This is a genomic window from Streptomyces sp. NPDC127038, from assembly GCF_042725875.1.
In the GTDB taxonomy this organism is placed as follows: Bacteria; Actinomycetota; Actinomycetes; order Streptomycetales; family Streptomycetaceae; genus Streptomyces.
In genome coordinates, this window is the sequence record NZ_JBHXDQ010000008.1 from 175,575 (window position 1) to 190,811 (window position 15,237).

A 15,237-nucleotide genomic window follows, 5' to 3' on the forward strand; every position below is an offset into this window, starting at 1 on the left:
GTCCGCTATTTCGGGGCGGGACCGACGTCCCGGGCGCGGCTCGCCGCGGTGCCGAGGCGCTCGCCGCGCTGGACCCGCAGATGGAGCGCGGCCCAGGTGCGCAGCGGCCGCCACGCGTCCGAGATCTCGCCCACCTCGCGTCCGGGGCCGTACTGTTCGGCGATCTCCGCGGTCAGCCTGCGCTCCTGGACCGGCAGCACGTCGGGGTGGTTGGCCCCTCGGACGACGACGAGTTCACCGGCGAAGGCGCCGAGTCCCTTGATCTCCCGCACCCGTCGCATCGCGTCCTCGGCGTCCAGGGACCGCAGTCCGGCGCCGTCGAGCACTCCGTCGAGCGCGGCCTCGGCGACGGAGTGCAGGTACTCGGTCTTGCGCCAGGGCAGTTCGGCGTCCAGGCGGAGCAGGGCGCCGGGCGAGGGGAACGTGCCGTCGGTGCCGTACGCGGAGACGAGGTCGGCGCGCATCCTGCGGGCCGCCGGCATCCCGGTGCGCTGGGTCAGCACCGCCCAGCAGGCGGCCTCGTAGGGAGAGTGGAATCCGCACGGGCGAAGTCCCGGCCTGCGTGCCTGGATCCGGCCGATCACCGGGTCGCGGGCGCCGATCTCCGGCCAGCCGCGGGCGTCGACGTCCAGGGACAGGAAGCGGCGCACCTGTTCGGCGGCGGCGTCCAGGTCGCCCTCTCCGGTGACCGTCACCCGGGCGGTGGACCCGCTCCGGGTCACCTCCGCCCCGACCCGCCGCCAGTCGGCGTCGGCGTGGAAGTCGGTCCGCAGCGCCGCTCCCGCACCCCCGGACTGCGCGGGCGGCACCGGTGCCATGTCCTCCCAGAACGCCCTGCTGTTCTCCAGGGACCAGGGTCCCGCCACCTCGAACTCGACGCTGTGCCGCGCCATGCCGCACCTCCCGCTCGGGACACGTTCACCGTGTCGGTGAGCACCACTGTGGAGGCGATACCTGACAGAAACCGTCAACTATTACGCGCGGGTCGCAGGTCGCGGGTCACCCGTCACGGCCCGCCGAGCCCGGATCACGCGTGGCCCGCGGAGCCCACGCTGACCAGGTCCCGCGACGGCACGCGCTCGTGGCGCTCGCGGTTCTCCGGGGTCCGCTCGACGGCGCCCCGCCCGTTCCGCCGCCACAGCCACAGGATGTCGCGGCCGAAGGACCACACGAGCAGCGCGAGCGCGGTGAGCACGGCCGCCGCCTCGACGCCGTACGGCAGGAGTCCGGAGCCGGCGACCAGCAGGATGACCCCCTGGAGGGCGGCCACCGTCTTGCGCGCCATGCTCGGCGGCAGCTCGCCGTTCAGCCACGGCAGCACCCGGGCGGCGGCGACGAACGCGTACCGCATCGTGCCGATCAGCAGCACCCACGGGCCGAGCGACATCCCGACGTACACGCTCAGCACGAGGATCAGGAACGCGTCCACCTCCATGTCGAAGCGCGCGCCCAGGGCCGAGGACGTGCCCGTGCGCCGGGCGACCTTGCCGTCGACACCGTCGAGGATCAGGGCGACCGCCGTGAGACCGACGAGCAGGCTCACCGGCGGCGAGCTCTCGAAGGAGTCGGCGACCAGCGCGGTGACACCGCCCACGAGGATCGCGCGGCCGAGCGTGACCCGGTTGGCGGGGCCGAAGGAGCGGGGCTGTGTCCGCCGCAGCGCGCGGGTGAGGACGGCCCAGGTGGCGAACGCGAACACCAGGCCGGTCAGCCAGCCCGCGGGCCCCATCCCGATCGCCGTGCCCAGCAGGGCCAGGACCAGGAGCTGCACACCGGCTCCCACCATGGTCTCCTGCTGGGGAAGCCTTGCGCCGTACATGTTGTTCAGGGCCACCGCAGATCCTCCGGCCGAATGACAGATTCGATCAACGCCGCGTACCGTGTGCGCGACTTGTCACTGCTCCGTACGTGAAGATCTGCGGAATCGTTCAGGGGGACGCTCATGGAACTCACAGCTCGCGCCTTCTGGCTCGCTTCTCCGGGCCGCGGCGAGCTCCGTGACGTCACCCTCGACGCGCCCGCGGAGGACGAGGTCCTCGTCCGTACGCTCTACTCCGGAGTCAGCAGGGGCACCGAGACCCTCGTGTTCCGCGGGGGAGTCCCCGAGAACCAGCACGCCTCGATGCGCGCGCCCTTCCAGGACGGCGACTTCCCCGCACCGGTGAAGTACGGCTATCTGAACGTCGGCCTGGTGGAGCAGGGGCCCGCGCAGCTGCTCGGGCGGACGGTCTTCTGTCTCTACCCGCACCAGACGCGGTACGTCGTCCCGGTGAGCGCCGTGACCCCCGTACCCGAGTCGGTGCCCGCCTCCCGCGCCATCCTCGCCGGCACCGTCGAGACCGCGGTGAACGCCCTGTGGGACGCCGCCCCGCTGGTCGGCGACCGGATCACCGTGGTCGGCGGCGGCATGGTCGGCTGCTCGGTCGCCGCCCTGCTCGCCCGCTTCCCGGGGGTGCGGGTCCAGCTCGTCGACGCCGACCCGGCACGCGGTGCCGTCGCCCGCGCGCTCGGCGTCGACTTCGCGCTCCCCGAGGACGCCGAGGGCGGACGCGACCTCGTCGTGCACGCCAGCGCCACCGAGGCCGGACTGAACCTCGCCCTCGGCCTGCTCGCCCACGAGGGGACCGTCATCGAGCTCAGCTGGTACGGGGACCGCCGGGTCGCCCTGCCGCTCGGAGAGGCGTTCCATTCACGCCGTCTCACCCTGCGCAGCAGCCAGGTGGGTTCCGTCTCCCCCTCCGCCCGCGCCGGACGGACCTACGCGGACCGGCTGGCGCTCGCCCTCGAACTCCTGGCCGAACCGGCCTTCGACGCCCTGATCACGGGCGAGTGCTCCTTCGGCGAACTCCCCGGCGTGATGGGGAAACTGGCCTCCGGATCGATACCCGCCCTGTGCCACCGGGTCCGCTACGAAGAGGTTTGAGCCGACGAGAACCGGCCTGACCTCCACGGACTCCGAAGAAAGGGCAACACCCGGCTGAACAAGGTGAACCGGGCAGCCGTACTACACGACGTGATCCCGGCAGGGGATCAGACGCACCGCACCTGGAGGGTCGTCCGTTGTTCAGCATCACCGTCCGCGATCACCTGATGATCGCCCACAGCTTCCGTGGCGAGGTCTTCGGACCCGCGCAGCGTCTGCACGGGGCGACGTTCCTGGTGGACGCCACCTTCCGCCGCCCCGAGCTGGACGACGACAACATCGTCGTCGACATCGGACTGGCCACGCAGGAGCTCGGCGCCGTCGTGAGCGAGTTGAACTACCGCAATCTCGACAGCGAGCCGGACTTCAAGGACACCAACACCTCGACCGAGTTCCTGGCGAAGGTCATCGCCGACCGGCTCGCCGACCGTGTGCACGCCGGAGCCCTCGGCGCGGGCGCCCACGGACTGGCCGGCATCACCGTCACCCTCCACGAGTCGCACATCGCCTGGGCGAGTTACGAGCGTGCCCTGTGACTGACGTGACCCTCGACAAGGCGTCCCCGGCGTCCGGCCGCGCGGCCGGACCCGGTGCCCTGAACTACGTTCCCGTGCAGAACGCGGCTCTCAAGAACGCCGAGATCATCCCCATGTCCCTGCGCACCGTGCACTTCGTCATGCCGGGCGGGGTCGACGACCCGGCCACGCCCAGCGGCGGCAACGCCTACGACCGCCGGCTCTGCCTGGACCTGCCCGGCTTCGGCTGGCAGGTCGAGCGGCACGTCCTGGACGGCGCGTGGCCCCGCCCCGAGGCGGCCGCCCGTACGGAGCTCGCCAGGACCCTGGCCGAGCTGCCCGACGACACGGTCGTCCTCCTCGACGGGATCGTCGCCTGCGGGGTCCCCGAGATCGTCGCCCCCGAGGCCGGCCGGCTGCGGCTCGTCGTCCTCGTCCACCTGCCGCTCGGCGACGAGACGGGACTCGAACCCGCCGTGGCCGCCGAGCTGGACGCCCTGGAACGTACGACCCTGCGGGCCGTGCCGGCCGTCGTGGCCACCAGCGAATGGGCCGTCCGCCGGCTCGTCGCCCACCACGGCCTCGCCCCCGACCGGGTCCACGCCGCCGCCCCCGGCGCCGACATCGCCCCCCTCGCCTCCGGCACCGACGGTGTCTCGCGACTGCTGTGCGTGGCCGCGGTGACCCCCCGCAAGGGACAGCACCGGCTCATCGAGGCCCTCGCCACCGTCACCGACCTGCCCTGGAGCTGCGTCTGCGTCGGCGGGCTCGGCCAGGACCCCGCCTACGTCGACCATCTGCGCGCCCTGATCGCCGAGTACGGCCTCGGCGACCGGCTGCACCTCGCCGGCCCCCAGGCGGGTGCCGAACTCGACGCCAGCTACGCCTCCGCCGACCTGATGGTCCTCACCTCCTACGCGGAGACCTACGGCATGGCCGTGACCGAGGCCCTGGCCCGGGGCATCCCGGTGCTGGCCACGGACGTCGGCGGCGTGCCCGAGGCCGTCGGACGCGCCCCCGACGGCGGAGTGCCCGGCATCCTCGTCCCCCCGGAGGACCCGGCGGCCCTCGCCGCCGAGCTGCGCGGCTGGTTCGGCGAGGCCGACGTGCGCCGCCGGCTGAAGGCCGCGGCCCGCGGACGCCGTGCCGCGCTCGACGGCTGGGCGACCACCGCGCGCAGCCTGGCCGGTGTCCTCGGCCGGCTGCCCCAGGAACCCCGGAGGGCGGCGTGAGCACCGCGACGACTCCCACGAGCGGGCCCGACTCCGGCATCCCGGCGGAGAAGGCCGTGAGCGGGCCGGACTCCGGCACCGCCGAGCAGAAGGCGAGGACGGGCGTGCCCGGTCAGCGAGTCGGGGACCCTGACGCCGAAGAGGTCCGCTACGCGCCGCAGTGGCTCCAGCTGCGGGAACCCGCCGACGCCGCCGCGCGCGCCGTCGACCTGCTCGACCCGCTGCGCATCCGGCTGGCCAACCGGTCGGGGCGCGGCGACCTCGCCATCCACGACCTCGGCTGCGGCACCGGTTCCATGGGCCGCTGGCTGGCGCCCCGGCTCGACGGCGCCCAGCACTGGATCCTGCACGACCGGGACCCGTACCTGCTGCACTTTGCCACCGTCGGAGCGCCCAAGGCCGCGGCCGACGGCAGCCATGTCGGTGTCACCACCCAGCGCGGTGACATCGGGCGGCTGACGGCCGACGCCCTGGCCGGCGCCTCCCTGGTGACCGCGTCGGCGCTGCTCGACGTGCTCACCGCCGAGGAGATCGACCGGCTCGCGGCGGCCTGCGCCGGCGCGGGCGTGCCCGCCCTGCTCACGCTGTCGGTGGCCGGCCGCGTCGAGATCGGTCCGTCCGACCCGCTGGACGCCGAGATCACCGAGGCGTTCAACGCCCACCAGCGGCGCGGCGACCTGCTCGGCCCGGACGCCGTCACCGCCGCCTGCGAGGCCTTCGCCCGCTACGGCGCGACCGTACGGGTGAACCCGAGCCCCTGGCGGCTCGGCCCCGCCGAGTCCGACCTCGCCGCGGAGTGGCTGCGCGGCTGGGTCGGCGCGGCCGTGGAACAGCGCCCCGAGCTGGCGGAACGCGCGGAGGCGTACCTGGAGTCCCGCCTCGCGTCCTGCGCAGCCGGCGAGCTGCGGGTCGTCGTCCACCACAGCGACGTGCTGGCGCTGCCCCACCCCGCCGGGGGTGCCGCGTGAGCGCGGGCCTGGAGACACTGGGCCCGTCCGCCGCCCCGGCGGCCGTGACCCCGGACCTCGACGGCCCGCCCCCGAACCACCCCGCGGAGTCCGGCGCGCCCGTCGCACAGGCGCCGGTCTCCGCCCCGGCCGGGGGCTCCGGGAGCCCCGAGGCCGACGGAACCTCCGGCGCCCGGCGCCTGTCCGCCCGGTTCCGCAAGCACATAGGCACCGCCGCGGGCGTCCTGATTCTCGGAGTGCTGCTCTGGCGCCTGGGTACCGGGGTGTTCGTGGACGGGCTGAGGCGGATCGACGGGACCACGCTCACGGCTGCCGTCGGGATCGGGCTGCTCACGACCGTGTTCAGCGCCTGGCGCTGGTGCCTGGTGGCACGCGAGCTGCGCATCGAGCTCCCGCTGGGCGCGGCCGTCGCGGACTACTACCGCGCGCTGTTCCTGAACGCCGCGCTGCCCGGCGGGGTCCTCGGCGATGTGCACCGGGCCGTGCGGCACGGGCAGAGCGCCGGTGACATCGGCCGCGGCGTGCGCTCGGTGGTGCTCGAACGCACCGCCGGACAGGCCGTGCTGGTGGCGTTCGGCGCGGTGGTGCTGCTCACCCAGCCGTCCCCCGTGCTCACGCAGGCCCGGGAGGGCGCGCTGGTCCTCGCGGTCGTCGTGGTCTGCGGTGCGGCGGCGTTCGCCGTGGTCAGGCGGCGGCGGGGCTCCTCCGGCCCCGGACGCCACCAGGCCGTCCGCGCGGCGCTCGTCGAGGCCCGGGGCGCCCTGCTGGCCCGGCGCGCCTGGCCCGGGGTGGCGCTCTCGTCGGCGCTGGTGCTCGCCGGGCATCTGGCGATGTTCGTGCTGGCCGCCCGGGACGCCGGATCCTCCGCGTCGGTCGCCGTGCTGACGCCGCTGGCCCTGCTGGCGCTGCTGGCCATGGGACTGCCGCTGAACGTCGGCGGGTGGGGCCCCCGCGAGGGCGCCACCGCCTGGGCGTTCGGCGCCGCCGGGCTCGGCGCCGGCACGGGCCTGACCGTCGCGGTGATCTACGGGGTGCTCAGCTTCGCGGCGGCCCTGCCCGGTGCCGTCGTCCTGGTCGTGCGGTGGGGCGCCGCGCTCCGGCGCCCCCGCGAGGAGGAGAGCGCGGGAGGGCACCGTCAGTGCGACGACTCGGACGTCACCAAGGAGAAATACGCCCCGAAGGCCTCGGTCAGCCCGGCGAGGAGTTCCTTCCCCTTCTCGGCGGCGGCCATCGAGGGACGGCCGATGACCCCGGACTCGGTGTAGGCCGACATGCCGAGGGTGAGCAGATGCCGGCGGTCGTCGGCGACGAAATCGGAGGTCTCATAACCGTCTTTGACGCATTCCGGATGGGCATGCAGGAGAATGGACGTCTCGATTTCTCCGGCGTGCATATCGGTGAGCAACGACGTCTGCACACCGGCCCGTTCACACGCGCCCTCCCAGTCCTCCGCGGCCGGGAAAAGCGCCATGCGCGTACCGGTTCCCGCGGATTCCTGAACGACATTGCCCAGTACGTAATTTCCTCCGTGCCCGTTGACCACGACCAGGGTGTCGACGCCCGATCGCCGCAACGAAGCGGCGATGTCACGGACGACGGCGTACAGCGTGACGGCGGAAATGCTGACCGTGCCCGGCCAGTCGGCGTGCTCGTGCGAGCAGGAGATCGTCACCGGAGGAAGCAGCTGCACCGGATAGGCGGCCGCGATCTCCCGCGCGATGGCGCACGCCACCAGGGTGTCGGTCGTCAGGGGCAGGTAGGTGCCGTGCTGTTCGAGGCTGCCGACGGGAAGGACGGCGACCTGGCGGGCGACACCGGACCCCCGCTCGCGGACATCCTCCGTGGTGTCCAGTGACAGCACACCCGACGCCATCACGCGTGTTCCCGAACTACTCATCTCTCACGGCCCTTTCGACTCTGCTTAGGAACCAGATCATGACAGATAACTTTGGCGTACTCGGCGGGAATGCCCACCTCACAGGTGTCGAACGAGTCGTGATTGCCCCGCTGCCCACCGTGTACGGCGATTTCCACGCCGTCGGATTCTTCGACCACGACCTCGGCGAGGAACAAGTCGTGCTCGTGTACGGCGACTTGGACACCCTCGGAGAGGGGGACGTCCTGACCCGGCTGCATTCCGAATGCCTCACCGGCGACTCCTTCGGATCGCAGCACTGCGAGTGCGGCCCCCAGCTCACGGCCTCGCTCCAGGCCATCGCGGCCGAGGGCCGCGGAATCCTGGTCTACCTCCGGGGCCACGAGGGCCGGGGCATCGGCCTGCTCGCCAAGCTCAAGGCCATGAAGCTCCAGGCGGAGGGCCTCGACACCGTCGAGGCGAACGTCGCCCTCGGACTGCCGGTCGACGCCCGCGACTACCGGGTGGCCGCGGAGATGCTGCACGACCTCGGCGTACGGTCCGTGCGGCTGCTGTCGAACAACCCGCGCAAGCGCGAGTCCCTGCTGCGCCACGGCGTCAAGGTCGCGGAGCAGGTGCCGCTGCTGATACCGCCGTGCGAGGACAACCTCACCTATCTGCTGACCAAGCGGGAGCGTCTCGACCACTACCTCCCGCACCTGGACGGCGAGGAGTGGGCGAAGGCCATCTTCGCCGGCGAGGCGAAGACGGTCGTCACCGAGGAATGACGGGGGAGGCCGACGGCCCCGTGGTGATCGGGGCCGGGCCGTGCCGGCCGGGCCCGGCCGTGGTGGTCAGGGCCGTACCGCCTCGTGCACCAGGCGTTTGAGCTCGGGGAAGACCGAGTGGGATCCCTTCGGGCGCAGCTGGCTCAGGAACTGCACGGTCAGGTCGCGCCGTGGGTCCACCCAGAAGGTCGTGGTCGCCACCCCGCTCCAGCCGAACGCGCCCTCGCTGGACGGTGCCCGGGTGGCGGACGCGTCCACCACGACCGAGACGCCCAGACCGAACCCGAGTCCGGCGTTGCCCGGCTCCCGGTGGACCGGACTGCCGAAGGAGAGGCGGTCGGCGCCGCCGGGAAGCTGGTTGGCGGCCATCAGGTCCACGGTCGCGGGGCGCAGCAGACGGGTTCCGTCGAGCTCGCCGCGGCGCCGGAGCATCTCCATGAAGCGGTGGTAGTCGTGGGCCGTGGCGACCATGCCCCCGCTGCCGGACAGGAAGCGGGGCCGGCCGTGCAGCGGCAGCCCGGCGACGGGCGTGAGCCGGCCCTCGGTGTCCTGTCCGTACAACTCGGCCAGTCTGCCCGCCTGTTCGCCGCTCACCTGGAAGCCGGCGTCCGTCATCCCGAGCGGCCCGAGGACACGCCGGTGCAGGTGCTCGTCGAGATCCTCGCCGGAGACCACCTCGACGACCCGGCCGAGGACGTTGGTGGCCACCGAGTAGTTCCACTGGGTGCCCGGCTCGAACTGGAGCGGCAGCCGGGCGTACACCTCGCAGGTCTCGGCCAGGTCGGCGCCCGGCGCCACCGAGGACTCCACACCGGCGTCGCGGTAGAGCCCGTCGACCGGATGCGTGCGGTAGAAGCCGAAGGTGAGACCGGCGGTGTGGGTCAGCAGGTGCCGGATCAGGATGGGCCGTTCGGCGGGCCGGGTCCTGGTGCCGGGCCCCGACCCGTCGACGTACACCCGCGGTCGCGCGAAGGCCGGGAGGAAGTCGGCCAGGCGGTCGTCGAGTCCGAGGCGGCCCTCCTCCATCAGCATCAGCGCCGCGACCGAGGTGACCGGCTTGGTCATGGAGTAGATCCGCCACAACGTGTCGCTCCGCACCGGGAGTCCGGCCGCGAGGTCACGCCGGCCGTACGTGGTGAGGTGGGCGACCCGCCCGTGCCGGGAGACGGCGACCAGGAAACCGGGGAGGCGGCCGTCGGTGACCAGGGCGGCGAAGTACCGGTCGAGCCGGTCCAGTGCCTCGGGGTCGAGGCCGGCCGATCCCGGCTCGACCTCCTGTCGCAGATCTCCCATGGTTCTCCTCCGCGCTGCCGCTCATGTGCTTCATCGTTCCGAAGGTGCCGGTGAGACGTCGGCCGGGCTTCCCCGGACGGCCCTCATGGTGTCCTTGTGCCCCGGAAGCCGCAGGGCCAGCAGTGTTCCCGTCGCGGAGAACCCCGCGAGCACGGTCAGCGGCGGCCCGAGGGCGGCGCCGGACGTCACCGACATCAGCGTGGCCGCGACGGCGATCCCGAGCGTGGGCCCGATGTTCATCGCCGTCTGCTGGAGCCCGCCCGCGACACCGGCGGACGCGGCGGACGCGTGCCGTACGACGACCGCCGTCGCGGTCACCATCACCGTGACGAAACCGGCGCCCAGCAGCAGAAACGCGCAGGCGACGGGCAAGGCCGCGGACTCGGGTCCGAGCCGGGCCAGGAGCAGGACACCGAGGGTGAGGACGAGTGTTCCCGCCGCGGCGGTCCGGCGCGGGCCGAGCCCGCGCAGCAGGACGGGGACCAGGGGAGCGCCGAGAATCATCATCGCTCCGGCGGGCAGCGCCCGCAGACCCGCTGCCTGCGGGTCGAGGCCGAGGGTCCGCTGGAGGAAGTAGCTGGCGACGAACAGGGTGCCGAGCAGGGCGGCGGACACCAGCACCAGGATGCCGAGCGCCGCGCCGACGACCGGCGAGCCGAGGATCTCGGGCGGAACCAGCGGGCTCGCGGCCCGGCGCTGCCGCCGCAGGAACGCGGTGCCGGCGGCCGCCGCCACGACGAGTCCCGCCACGGTCGCCGCCGTCCAGCCCGTCCCGGGCACGGAGACCAGGGTGTGCACCAGGGCGGCCAGGGCGACGGTCAGCAGACAGGCGCCGGGCACGTCCAGACCGCCGCCCGCCGAGGGCCTGCCGGTCGGGGGCTCCGGGACGGCCGGGGTCCGTACGGCGAGTGCCGCCGCGCCCATCGCCAGGGCGGGCGGAACGTTCAGGAAGAACACGGACCGCCAGCCGAAGTGCGCGACCAGCGCGCCGCCGAGCAGCGGACCCGCGGCCGCGGCGATGCCGATGGCGCTCGCCCGCAGCGCGATCGGCGTCCCGAGCCGCTCGGGCGGGTACGCGGCGCGCAGCATGCCGAGCGTGGCCGGCTGCGACAGCGCGCCGAAGACGCCCTGGACGACCCGCAGCGCGACGACCCAGCCGATCCCGGGCGCGAGACCGATTCCGGCGGAGGCCGCCCCGAAGCCCAGGATGCCGAGGGCGAAGATCCGCTGGTGTCCGTAGCGGTCCCCGAGGCGCCCCGAGAACACCAACAGGCCCGCCACCGCGATGAGATAGCCGGTACTGGTCCACTGCACCCGTGCGAACGAGGTGTCCAGGTCGCTCTGCATGGCGGGCTGCGCGACGGTCAGGACCGTGCCGTCCAGGGCGACGATCACCGCACCGACGACGCTGCTCGCGAGGGTGATCCCGCGGTGCGCCGTCCCCGGCACGCCGGGGCGCACTCCGGCGGCGGGATGGTCCGTGGTGCTGCCGGAGTCCGGTGTCATCGCGGTTCCTCCGGTCCCAGATGCGCGTCGAGCGCGGCCTTCAGCAGGGGTACGTGACTGTCGGCGCCCGTGGCGAGTCCGAGGCTTCCCCAGCCCCACAGCTGCGCGATGCCGTGCAGGTTCGCCCAGAGGGTGCCGGCGAGGACCCGGGGGTCGGCCTCGGGGCGCACCCGGCCGACGAGGTCCACCAGGGTCTCGAACAACGGCAGGCTGGTCTCGCGCAGCCCCAGCCGCCCGCTCTCCAGCAGATCGTGACGGAACATCAGCTCGTACATGCCGCGCTGGGACAGCGCGAAGTCCAGGTACGTCTCCGCCAGGGCGGCGAGCCGGGCACGGGGGCCGGTGCCCGCGCCGCCCGTCGCCCGGTCCGCCCGGTCCTGGAGGTCGGCGAAGCCGCGGCGCGCGATGGCGGACAGCAGCTCCACGTGGGTCGGGAACCAGCGGCGCGGCGCGCCGTGCGAGACCCCCGCCCGGCGTGCGATCTCCCGCAGTGTCAGCGCCTGCGCGCCCTCCGCCGTCACGAGATCGACGCCGACGTCGATCAGCCGCGTCCTGAGGTCGGTGGTCTCCCGGTCGTCCATAGACACTGTCTACCAGCTGCCAGTAGACACTGTCTACGAGCGGGGCGGGCCGGGAAGGGCCGGGGCGGGCCGGTGGTGCGGAATGACGTGCGGGATCCGGAGCGTTGACGCGGATATGACTGAGGAAGCGACCCAGGACGCACTGCTGAAGCTGCTCTCGGAACACAAGGGCGGGGTGCTCGTCACCCTCAAGAAGGACGGCCGGCCCCAGCTGTCGAACGTCAGCCACGTGTACTACCCCGACGAGAAGATCATCCGCGTGTCGCTCACCGACGACCGCGCCAAGACCCGCAACCTGCGCCGGGACCCGCGGGCCTCGTACCACGTGACCAGCGCGGACCGGTGGGCCTACACGGTCGTGGAGGGCACGGCCGAGCTCACGCCCGTGGCCCGGGATCCGCACGACGAGACGGTGGAGGAGCTCGTCCGCGTCTACCGGGACGTCCTCGGCGAACACCCCGACTGGGACGACTACCGCGCCGCCATGGTCCGCGACGCCAGACTGGTGCTCCGCTTGCACGTCGAGCGGGCGTACGGCATCCCCCGACGCTGACCGCGTCCGCCGACCGCGTGCGGGCGGGTGCTCAGCCCGGAGGACCCGTGTCCGCCGCGCGGTCGGCGGTCAGATAGGCGATGACCATGTCGCCGAGCAGCGCGCGGTAGTGCTCCCGCCGGCCCGACGCCGTCAGATCGCGGCCGAACAGGGCCTTGAACGTGTGACGGTTGGAGACCCGGAAGAAGCAGAACGCGCTGATCATCGCGTGGACGTCCACGGCGTCGACGTCCGCCGTGAACAGGCCCGACCTGCGGCCCTCCGTCAGGGTCCGGCCGATCAGGGCGAGCGCGGGCGAACCGCTCGTGCCCAGCTTCTCCGAGCGGGCGATGTGCTCGGCCTCGTGGATGTTCTCGATGCTCACCAGGCGGATGAAGTCGGGGTGGGCCTCGTGGTGGTCGAAGGTCAGCTCGGCGATCCTGCGGATGGCCGCGACCGGGTCGAGCCGCTCGACGTCCAGCTCCTGCTCGGCCTGCCGGATCACCGCGTAGGCGCGCTCCAGCACCGCCGTGAAGAGCTGCTCCTTGCCGCCGAAGTAGTAATAGATCATCCGCTTCGTGGTGCTGGTGAGGGCGGCGATCTCGTCGACCCGGGCGCCCGCGAAACCGGCGCGGGAGAACTCCCGGGTCGCCACGTCGAGGATCTCGGCTCTCGTGCGGGCGGCGTCGCGGTGGCGCCCGCCTGGTCGTGCCGGTCCTTCGGCGCTGTTCATCGCGTTCCTTCGGGCGAGTCGATCGGTGCCCGCGATTCTAGGAGCAGGGCACCGGCCGACTCGCGCGGAACGATGGCGTCAGGTGCGGCGGCCGGCCGGAGGACCTACAGGTCGAACTCGTGCGGGGGCAGTTCGAGCGTGAAGCACGCCTCCCGGACGACGGCCTGCTCGGTCTTGTCGAAGTCGCCGTCGGCGCCGCCGATGACGATGCCGATCTGGATGACCGCGCGGGCCTCGGCGGGCTTCTTCTTCGCCTTGGCGATCTCCTGCAGAACGCTGACCTTGCCGAAGGCGAAGTCGGCGGTGAGCTTGTTCAGGTTGTCGTCGAAACGGCGCTGGAGGTCCATGGCGTCGAAGTTCTGGAGCACCTCGTTCGTGGCGATGAGCTGGGCCACGCGCTGCCGCTCGGACGGGTCGATCGAACCGTCCGCCGCGGCGACCAGAGCGCACATCGCCATGCTCGCGTCGCGGAAGGCGCCGCTCTTCAGGTCGTTCTTCTTCGCCACGAGCTGGGTCTGCATCGTCGACGCGGACTCCTTGACGCGGTCCCACAGGGCCATGCGAACTCCAAGTGTGGTCAAGGCCCCGGTCCGCCCGCACGGGCGGACCGGGTGCCTCTTCGGTTTCTACGGCAGCACCGTGGAAACTAGCGGACCGTGACGGAAGTTCCCGGCTGATTCCACGAGGCGATCACGGGGTCGCCGTGCTCGGTGGAGAGCCGGCTGACGGTTCCGGTCGACAGCTGGAACAGCCGCCCCGACTCCGGCGGCAGTCCCAGCCGCCGGGCCGTGAGCACCCGCAGGAAGTGCGCGTGCGCCACCAGCACCACGTCACCCGGGTGGTCGCAGAGCGCCGCGTCCACCCGGGAGAGCACCCGGTCGGCGCGCACCCCCACCTCGCGCGGCGATTCGCCGGGGTGGCCGTCCGGGCCGGACGGCACCCCGTCGTCCCACAGCACCCAGCCGGGCCGGGCCCGGTGGATGGCGCGGGTGGTGATCCCCTCGTAGCCGCCGTAGTCCCATTCGTGCAGATCCGGGTCGGTCCGCGGGCCGGACAGCCCCGCGAGCTCGGCCGTGCGGACCGCACGGCCGAGGGGACTGGTGAGGACCTGGGCGAAGGAGTGCCCGGCGAAGAGCGGCGCGAGGGACTTGGCCTGCTCCTCGCCGTGCGGGGTGAGCGGAAGGTCGGTCCAGCTGGTGTGCTGCCCCGTCCGCGTCCACTCGGTCTCTCCGTGGCGGACCAGGATGAGATCGCCCATGGTCCGTCCTACTTCGCCGACTCGACGGCGTGGCCGCCGAACTGGTTGCGCAGGGCCGCGATCATCTTCATCTGCGGCGAGTCGTCCTGGCGGGACGCGAAGCGGGCGAAGAGGGACGCCGTGATGGCGGGCAGCGGGACGGAGTTGTCGATGGCCGCCTCGACGGTCCAGCGGCCCTCGCCGGAGTCCTCCGCGTAGCCGCGCAGCTTGTCCAGGTGCTCGTCGTCGTCCAGGGCGTTGACCGCGAGGTCGAGCAGCCAGGAGCGGATGACGGTGCCCTCCTGCCAGGAGCGGAACACCTCGCGCACGTCGGTGACCGAGTCGACCTTCTCCAGGAGCTCCCAGCCCTCGGCGTAGGCCTGCATCATGGCGTACTCGATGCCGTTGTGGACCATCTTGGAGAAGTGGCCCGCGCCGACCTTGCCGGCGTGCACGAAGCCGAAGTCGCCCTCGGGCTTGAGCGCGTCGAAGACCGGGCGCACCTTCTCGATGTGCTCGGCGTCGCCGCCGACCATCAGCGCGTAGCCGTTCTCCAGGCCCCACACACCGCCGGAGACACCGGCGTCGACGAAGCCGATGCCCTTGGCCGCCAGCTCCTCGGCGTGCTTCTCGTCGTCCGTCCAGCGGGAGTTGCCGCCGTCCACGACCGTGTCGCCGGCCTCCAGCAGGTCGCCGAGTTCGTCGATGACGGTCTGGGTGGGGGCGCCGGCCGGCACCATCACCCAGACCACACGCGGGCCTTCGAGGCTGCTCACGAGTTCGGCGAGGCTGTGGACGTCGGCGAGGTCCGGATTACGGTCGTAGCCGACGACGGTGTGCCCCGCGCGGCGTATGCGCTCGCGCATGTTGCCGCCCATCTTGCCGAGACCGATGAGTCCGAGCTGCATTGTCAGTTCACTTCTTCCGGAGAGTGCGGTAAGCGGCCACGAGGGCGGCCGTGGAGGGATCGAGGCCGGGGACGTCGGCGCCCTCGGTGAGGGCGGGTTCGACGCGCTTGGCGAGCACCTTGCCGAGTTCGACGCCCCACTGGTCGAAGGAGTCGATGTTCCAGAC

The 15,237-nt window shown here is 72.7% G+C and carries 17 protein-coding genes and 1 pseudogene; 7 read left to right on the forward strand and 11 right to left on the reverse strand.

Annotated elements, in window-relative coordinates; genetic code table 11:
• Positions 1 to 5: 5 nt before the first annotated feature.
• A complete protein-coding gene (locus tag ACFWI4_RS09230; protein WP_387192752.1) occupies positions 6 to 893 on the reverse strand; it encodes a DNA-3-methyladenine glycosylase family protein in 888 nt (295 codons plus the stop codon).
• 134 nt (positions 894 to 1,027) lie between these two features.
• Positions 1,028 to 1,834 (reverse strand): CDP-alcohol phosphatidyltransferase family protein, encoded by an 807-nt coding sequence (locus ACFWI4_RS09235; RefSeq protein ID WP_387192755.1) that lies wholly within the window; start codon positions 1,832 to 1,834, stop codon positions 1,028 to 1,030.
• 108 nt (positions 1,835 to 1,942) lie between these two features.
• Between ACFWI4_RS09235 and ACFWI4_RS09240 the strand changes: the two genes are divergently transcribed.
• The 5 genes from ACFWI4_RS09240 (at position 1,943) to ACFWI4_RS09260 (ending at position 6,903) form a co-directional block, all read left to right on the forward strand.
• On the forward strand, positions 1,943 to 2,923 hold the full coding sequence (locus tag ACFWI4_RS09240; protein ID WP_387192758.1) for a dehydrogenase: 981 nt from the start codon (positions 1,943 to 1,945) through the stop codon (positions 2,921 to 2,923).
• Positions 2,924 to 3,060: 137 nt separating this feature from the next.
• Positions 3,061 to 3,459: a 6-carboxytetrahydropterin synthase gene (locus ACFWI4_RS09245; protein WP_328672536.1), complete on the forward strand. Its 399-nt coding sequence runs from the start codon at positions 3,061 to 3,063 to the stop codon at positions 3,457 to 3,459.
• Complete coding sequence (locus ACFWI4_RS09250; protein WP_387192761.1) at positions 3,456 to 4,670, forward strand: glycosyltransferase family 4 protein; 1,215 nt, start codon at positions 3,456 to 3,458, stop codon at positions 4,668 to 4,670. Before ACFWI4_RS09245 ends, ACFWI4_RS09250 begins: the two co-directional genes overlap by 4 nt.
• The gene (locus ACFWI4_RS09255; RefSeq protein WP_387192799.1) at positions 4,598 to 5,638 is read left to right on the forward strand and encodes a class I SAM-dependent methyltransferase; all 1,041 of its coding nucleotides are present in this window, start codon (positions 4,598 to 4,600) and stop codon (positions 5,636 to 5,638) included. The genes ACFWI4_RS09250 and ACFWI4_RS09255 overlap by 73 nt, the downstream gene beginning before the upstream one ends.
• Positions 5,635 to 6,903, forward strand: a complete 1,269-nt coding sequence (locus tag ACFWI4_RS09260; RefSeq protein ID WP_387192764.1) for a lysylphosphatidylglycerol synthase transmembrane domain-containing protein — start codon at positions 5,635 to 5,637, stop codon at positions 6,901 to 6,903. Before ACFWI4_RS09255 ends, ACFWI4_RS09260 begins: the two co-directional genes overlap by 4 nt.
• Here the strand turns inward: ACFWI4_RS09260 and ACFWI4_RS09265 are convergent.
• Positions 6,876 to 7,535, reverse strand: a pseudogene (locus ACFWI4_RS09265) (creatininase family protein); the annotation flags it as partial. The gene ACFWI4_RS09260 and the pseudogene ACFWI4_RS09265 overlap by 28 nt on opposite strands.
• A gap of 38 nt (positions 7,536 to 7,573) precedes the next feature.
• Here ACFWI4_RS09265 and ribA point away from each other — a divergent pair.
• A complete protein-coding gene (gene ribA / locus ACFWI4_RS09270) occupies positions 7,574 to 8,281 on the forward strand; it encodes a GTP cyclohydrolase II (RefSeq protein WP_385398262.1) in 708 nt (235 codons plus the stop codon).
• A gap of 66 nt (positions 8,282 to 8,347) precedes the next feature.
• On the opposite strand, the gene ACFWI4_RS09275 is transcribed toward ribA, so the two are convergent.
• Genes ACFWI4_RS09275 through ACFWI4_RS09285 form a run of 3 tightly spaced genes read right to left on the reverse strand, consistent with a single transcriptional unit; the run spans position 8,348 to position 11,661 of the window.
• Entirely contained in the window at positions 8,348 to 9,574 is a 1,227-nt protein-coding gene (locus ACFWI4_RS09275; RefSeq protein ID WP_387192769.1) for a serine hydrolase domain-containing protein, read from the reverse strand.
• Between the two features lie 30 nt (positions 9,575 to 9,604).
• Complete coding sequence (locus ACFWI4_RS09280) at positions 9,605 to 11,080, reverse strand: MFS transporter (RefSeq protein ID WP_387192772.1); 1,476 nt, start codon at positions 11,078 to 11,080, stop codon at positions 9,605 to 9,607.
• Positions 11,077 to 11,661 carry a TetR/AcrR family transcriptional regulator gene (locus ACFWI4_RS09285; protein ID WP_387192775.1) on the reverse strand — a complete coding sequence of 195 codons (585 nt, stop codon included), beginning with the start codon at positions 11,659 to 11,661 and terminating at the stop codon, positions 11,077 to 11,079. The genes ACFWI4_RS09280 and ACFWI4_RS09285 overlap by 4 nt, the downstream gene beginning before the upstream one ends.
• Before the next feature lie 115 nt (positions 11,662 to 11,776).
• On the opposite strand from ACFWI4_RS09285, the gene ACFWI4_RS09290 reads away from it, so the two are divergent.
• Complete coding sequence (locus tag ACFWI4_RS09290) at positions 11,777 to 12,214, forward strand: PPOX class F420-dependent oxidoreductase (RefSeq protein WP_385398270.1); 438 nt, start codon at positions 11,777 to 11,779, stop codon at positions 12,212 to 12,214.
• A gap of 31 nt (positions 12,215 to 12,245) precedes the next feature.
• Here the strand turns inward: ACFWI4_RS09290 and ACFWI4_RS09295 are convergent, their stop codons facing one another.
• The 5 genes from ACFWI4_RS09295 to ACFWI4_RS09315 form a co-directional block, all read right to left on the reverse strand.
• Positions 12,246 to 12,926 carry a TetR family transcriptional regulator gene (locus tag ACFWI4_RS09295; protein ID WP_387192779.1) on the reverse strand — a complete coding sequence of 227 codons (681 nt, stop codon included), beginning with the start codon at positions 12,924 to 12,926 and terminating at the stop codon, positions 12,246 to 12,248.
• A gap of 104 nt (positions 12,927 to 13,030) precedes the next feature.
• Positions 13,031 to 13,486, reverse strand: a complete 456-nt coding sequence (locus ACFWI4_RS09300) for a tellurite resistance TerB family protein (protein WP_385398274.1) — start codon at positions 13,484 to 13,486, stop codon at positions 13,031 to 13,033.
• A gap of 86 nt (positions 13,487 to 13,572) precedes the next feature.
• Positions 13,573 to 14,184 (reverse strand): histidine phosphatase family protein, encoded by a 612-nt coding sequence (locus ACFWI4_RS09305; RefSeq protein WP_387192783.1) that lies wholly within the window; start codon positions 14,182 to 14,184, stop codon positions 13,573 to 13,575.
• Positions 14,185 to 14,192: 8 nt separating this feature from the next.
• Positions 14,193 to 15,071: a phosphogluconate dehydrogenase (NAD(+)-dependent, decarboxylating) gene (gene gnd / locus ACFWI4_RS09310; protein WP_385398278.1), complete on the reverse strand. Its 879-nt coding sequence runs from the start codon at positions 15,069 to 15,071 to the stop codon at positions 14,193 to 14,195.
• A gap of 7 nt (positions 15,072 to 15,078) precedes the next feature.
• The coding region (locus ACFWI4_RS09315) for a hypothetical protein (RefSeq protein WP_387192803.1) at positions 15,079 to 15,237 on the reverse strand (159 nt) is incomplete at its 5' end.

Excerpts from the sequence above, each read along its gene's own strand:
- ACFWI4_RS09280 (WP_387192772.1), bottom strand. The coding sequence starts at position 11,080 with ATGACACCGGACTCCGGCAGCACCACGGACCATCCCGCCGCCGGAGTG.
- ACFWI4_RS09230 (WP_387192752.1), bottom strand. The coding sequence starts at position 893 with ATGGCGCGGCACAGCGTCGAGTTCGAGGTGGCGGGACCCTGGTCCCTG.
- ACFWI4_RS09290 (WP_385398270.1), top strand. The coding sequence starts at position 11,777 with ATGACTGAGGAAGCGACCCAGGACGCACTGCTGAAGCTGCTCTCGGAA.
- ACFWI4_RS09300 (WP_385398274.1), bottom strand. The coding sequence starts at position 13,486 with ATGGCCCTGTGGGACCGCGTCAAGGAGTCCGCGTCGACGATGCAGACC.
- ACFWI4_RS09305 (WP_387192783.1), bottom strand. The coding sequence starts at position 14,184 with ATGGGCGATCTCATCCTGGTCCGCCACGGAGAGACCGAGTGGACGCGG.
- ACFWI4_RS09285 (WP_387192775.1), bottom strand. The coding sequence starts at position 11,661 with ATGGACGACCGGGAGACCACCGACCTCAGGACGCGGCTGATCGACGTC.
- ACFWI4_RS09240 (WP_387192758.1), top strand. The coding sequence starts at position 1,943 with ATGGAACTCACAGCTCGCGCCTTCTGGCTCGCTTCTCCGGGCCGCGGC.
- ribA (WP_385398262.1), top strand. The coding sequence starts at position 7,574 with ATGACAGATAACTTTGGCGTACTCGGCGGGAATGCCCACCTCACAGGT.
- ACFWI4_RS09295 (WP_387192779.1), bottom strand. The coding sequence starts at position 12,926 with ATGAACAGCGCCGAAGGACCGGCACGACCAGGCGGGCGCCACCGCGAC.
- ACFWI4_RS09275 (WP_387192769.1), bottom strand. The coding sequence starts at position 9,574 with ATGGGAGATCTGCGACAGGAGGTCGAGCCGGGATCGGCCGGCCTCGAC.
- gnd (WP_385398278.1), bottom strand. The coding sequence starts at position 15,071 with ATGCAGCTCGGACTCATCGGTCTCGGCAAGATGGGCGGCAACATGCGC.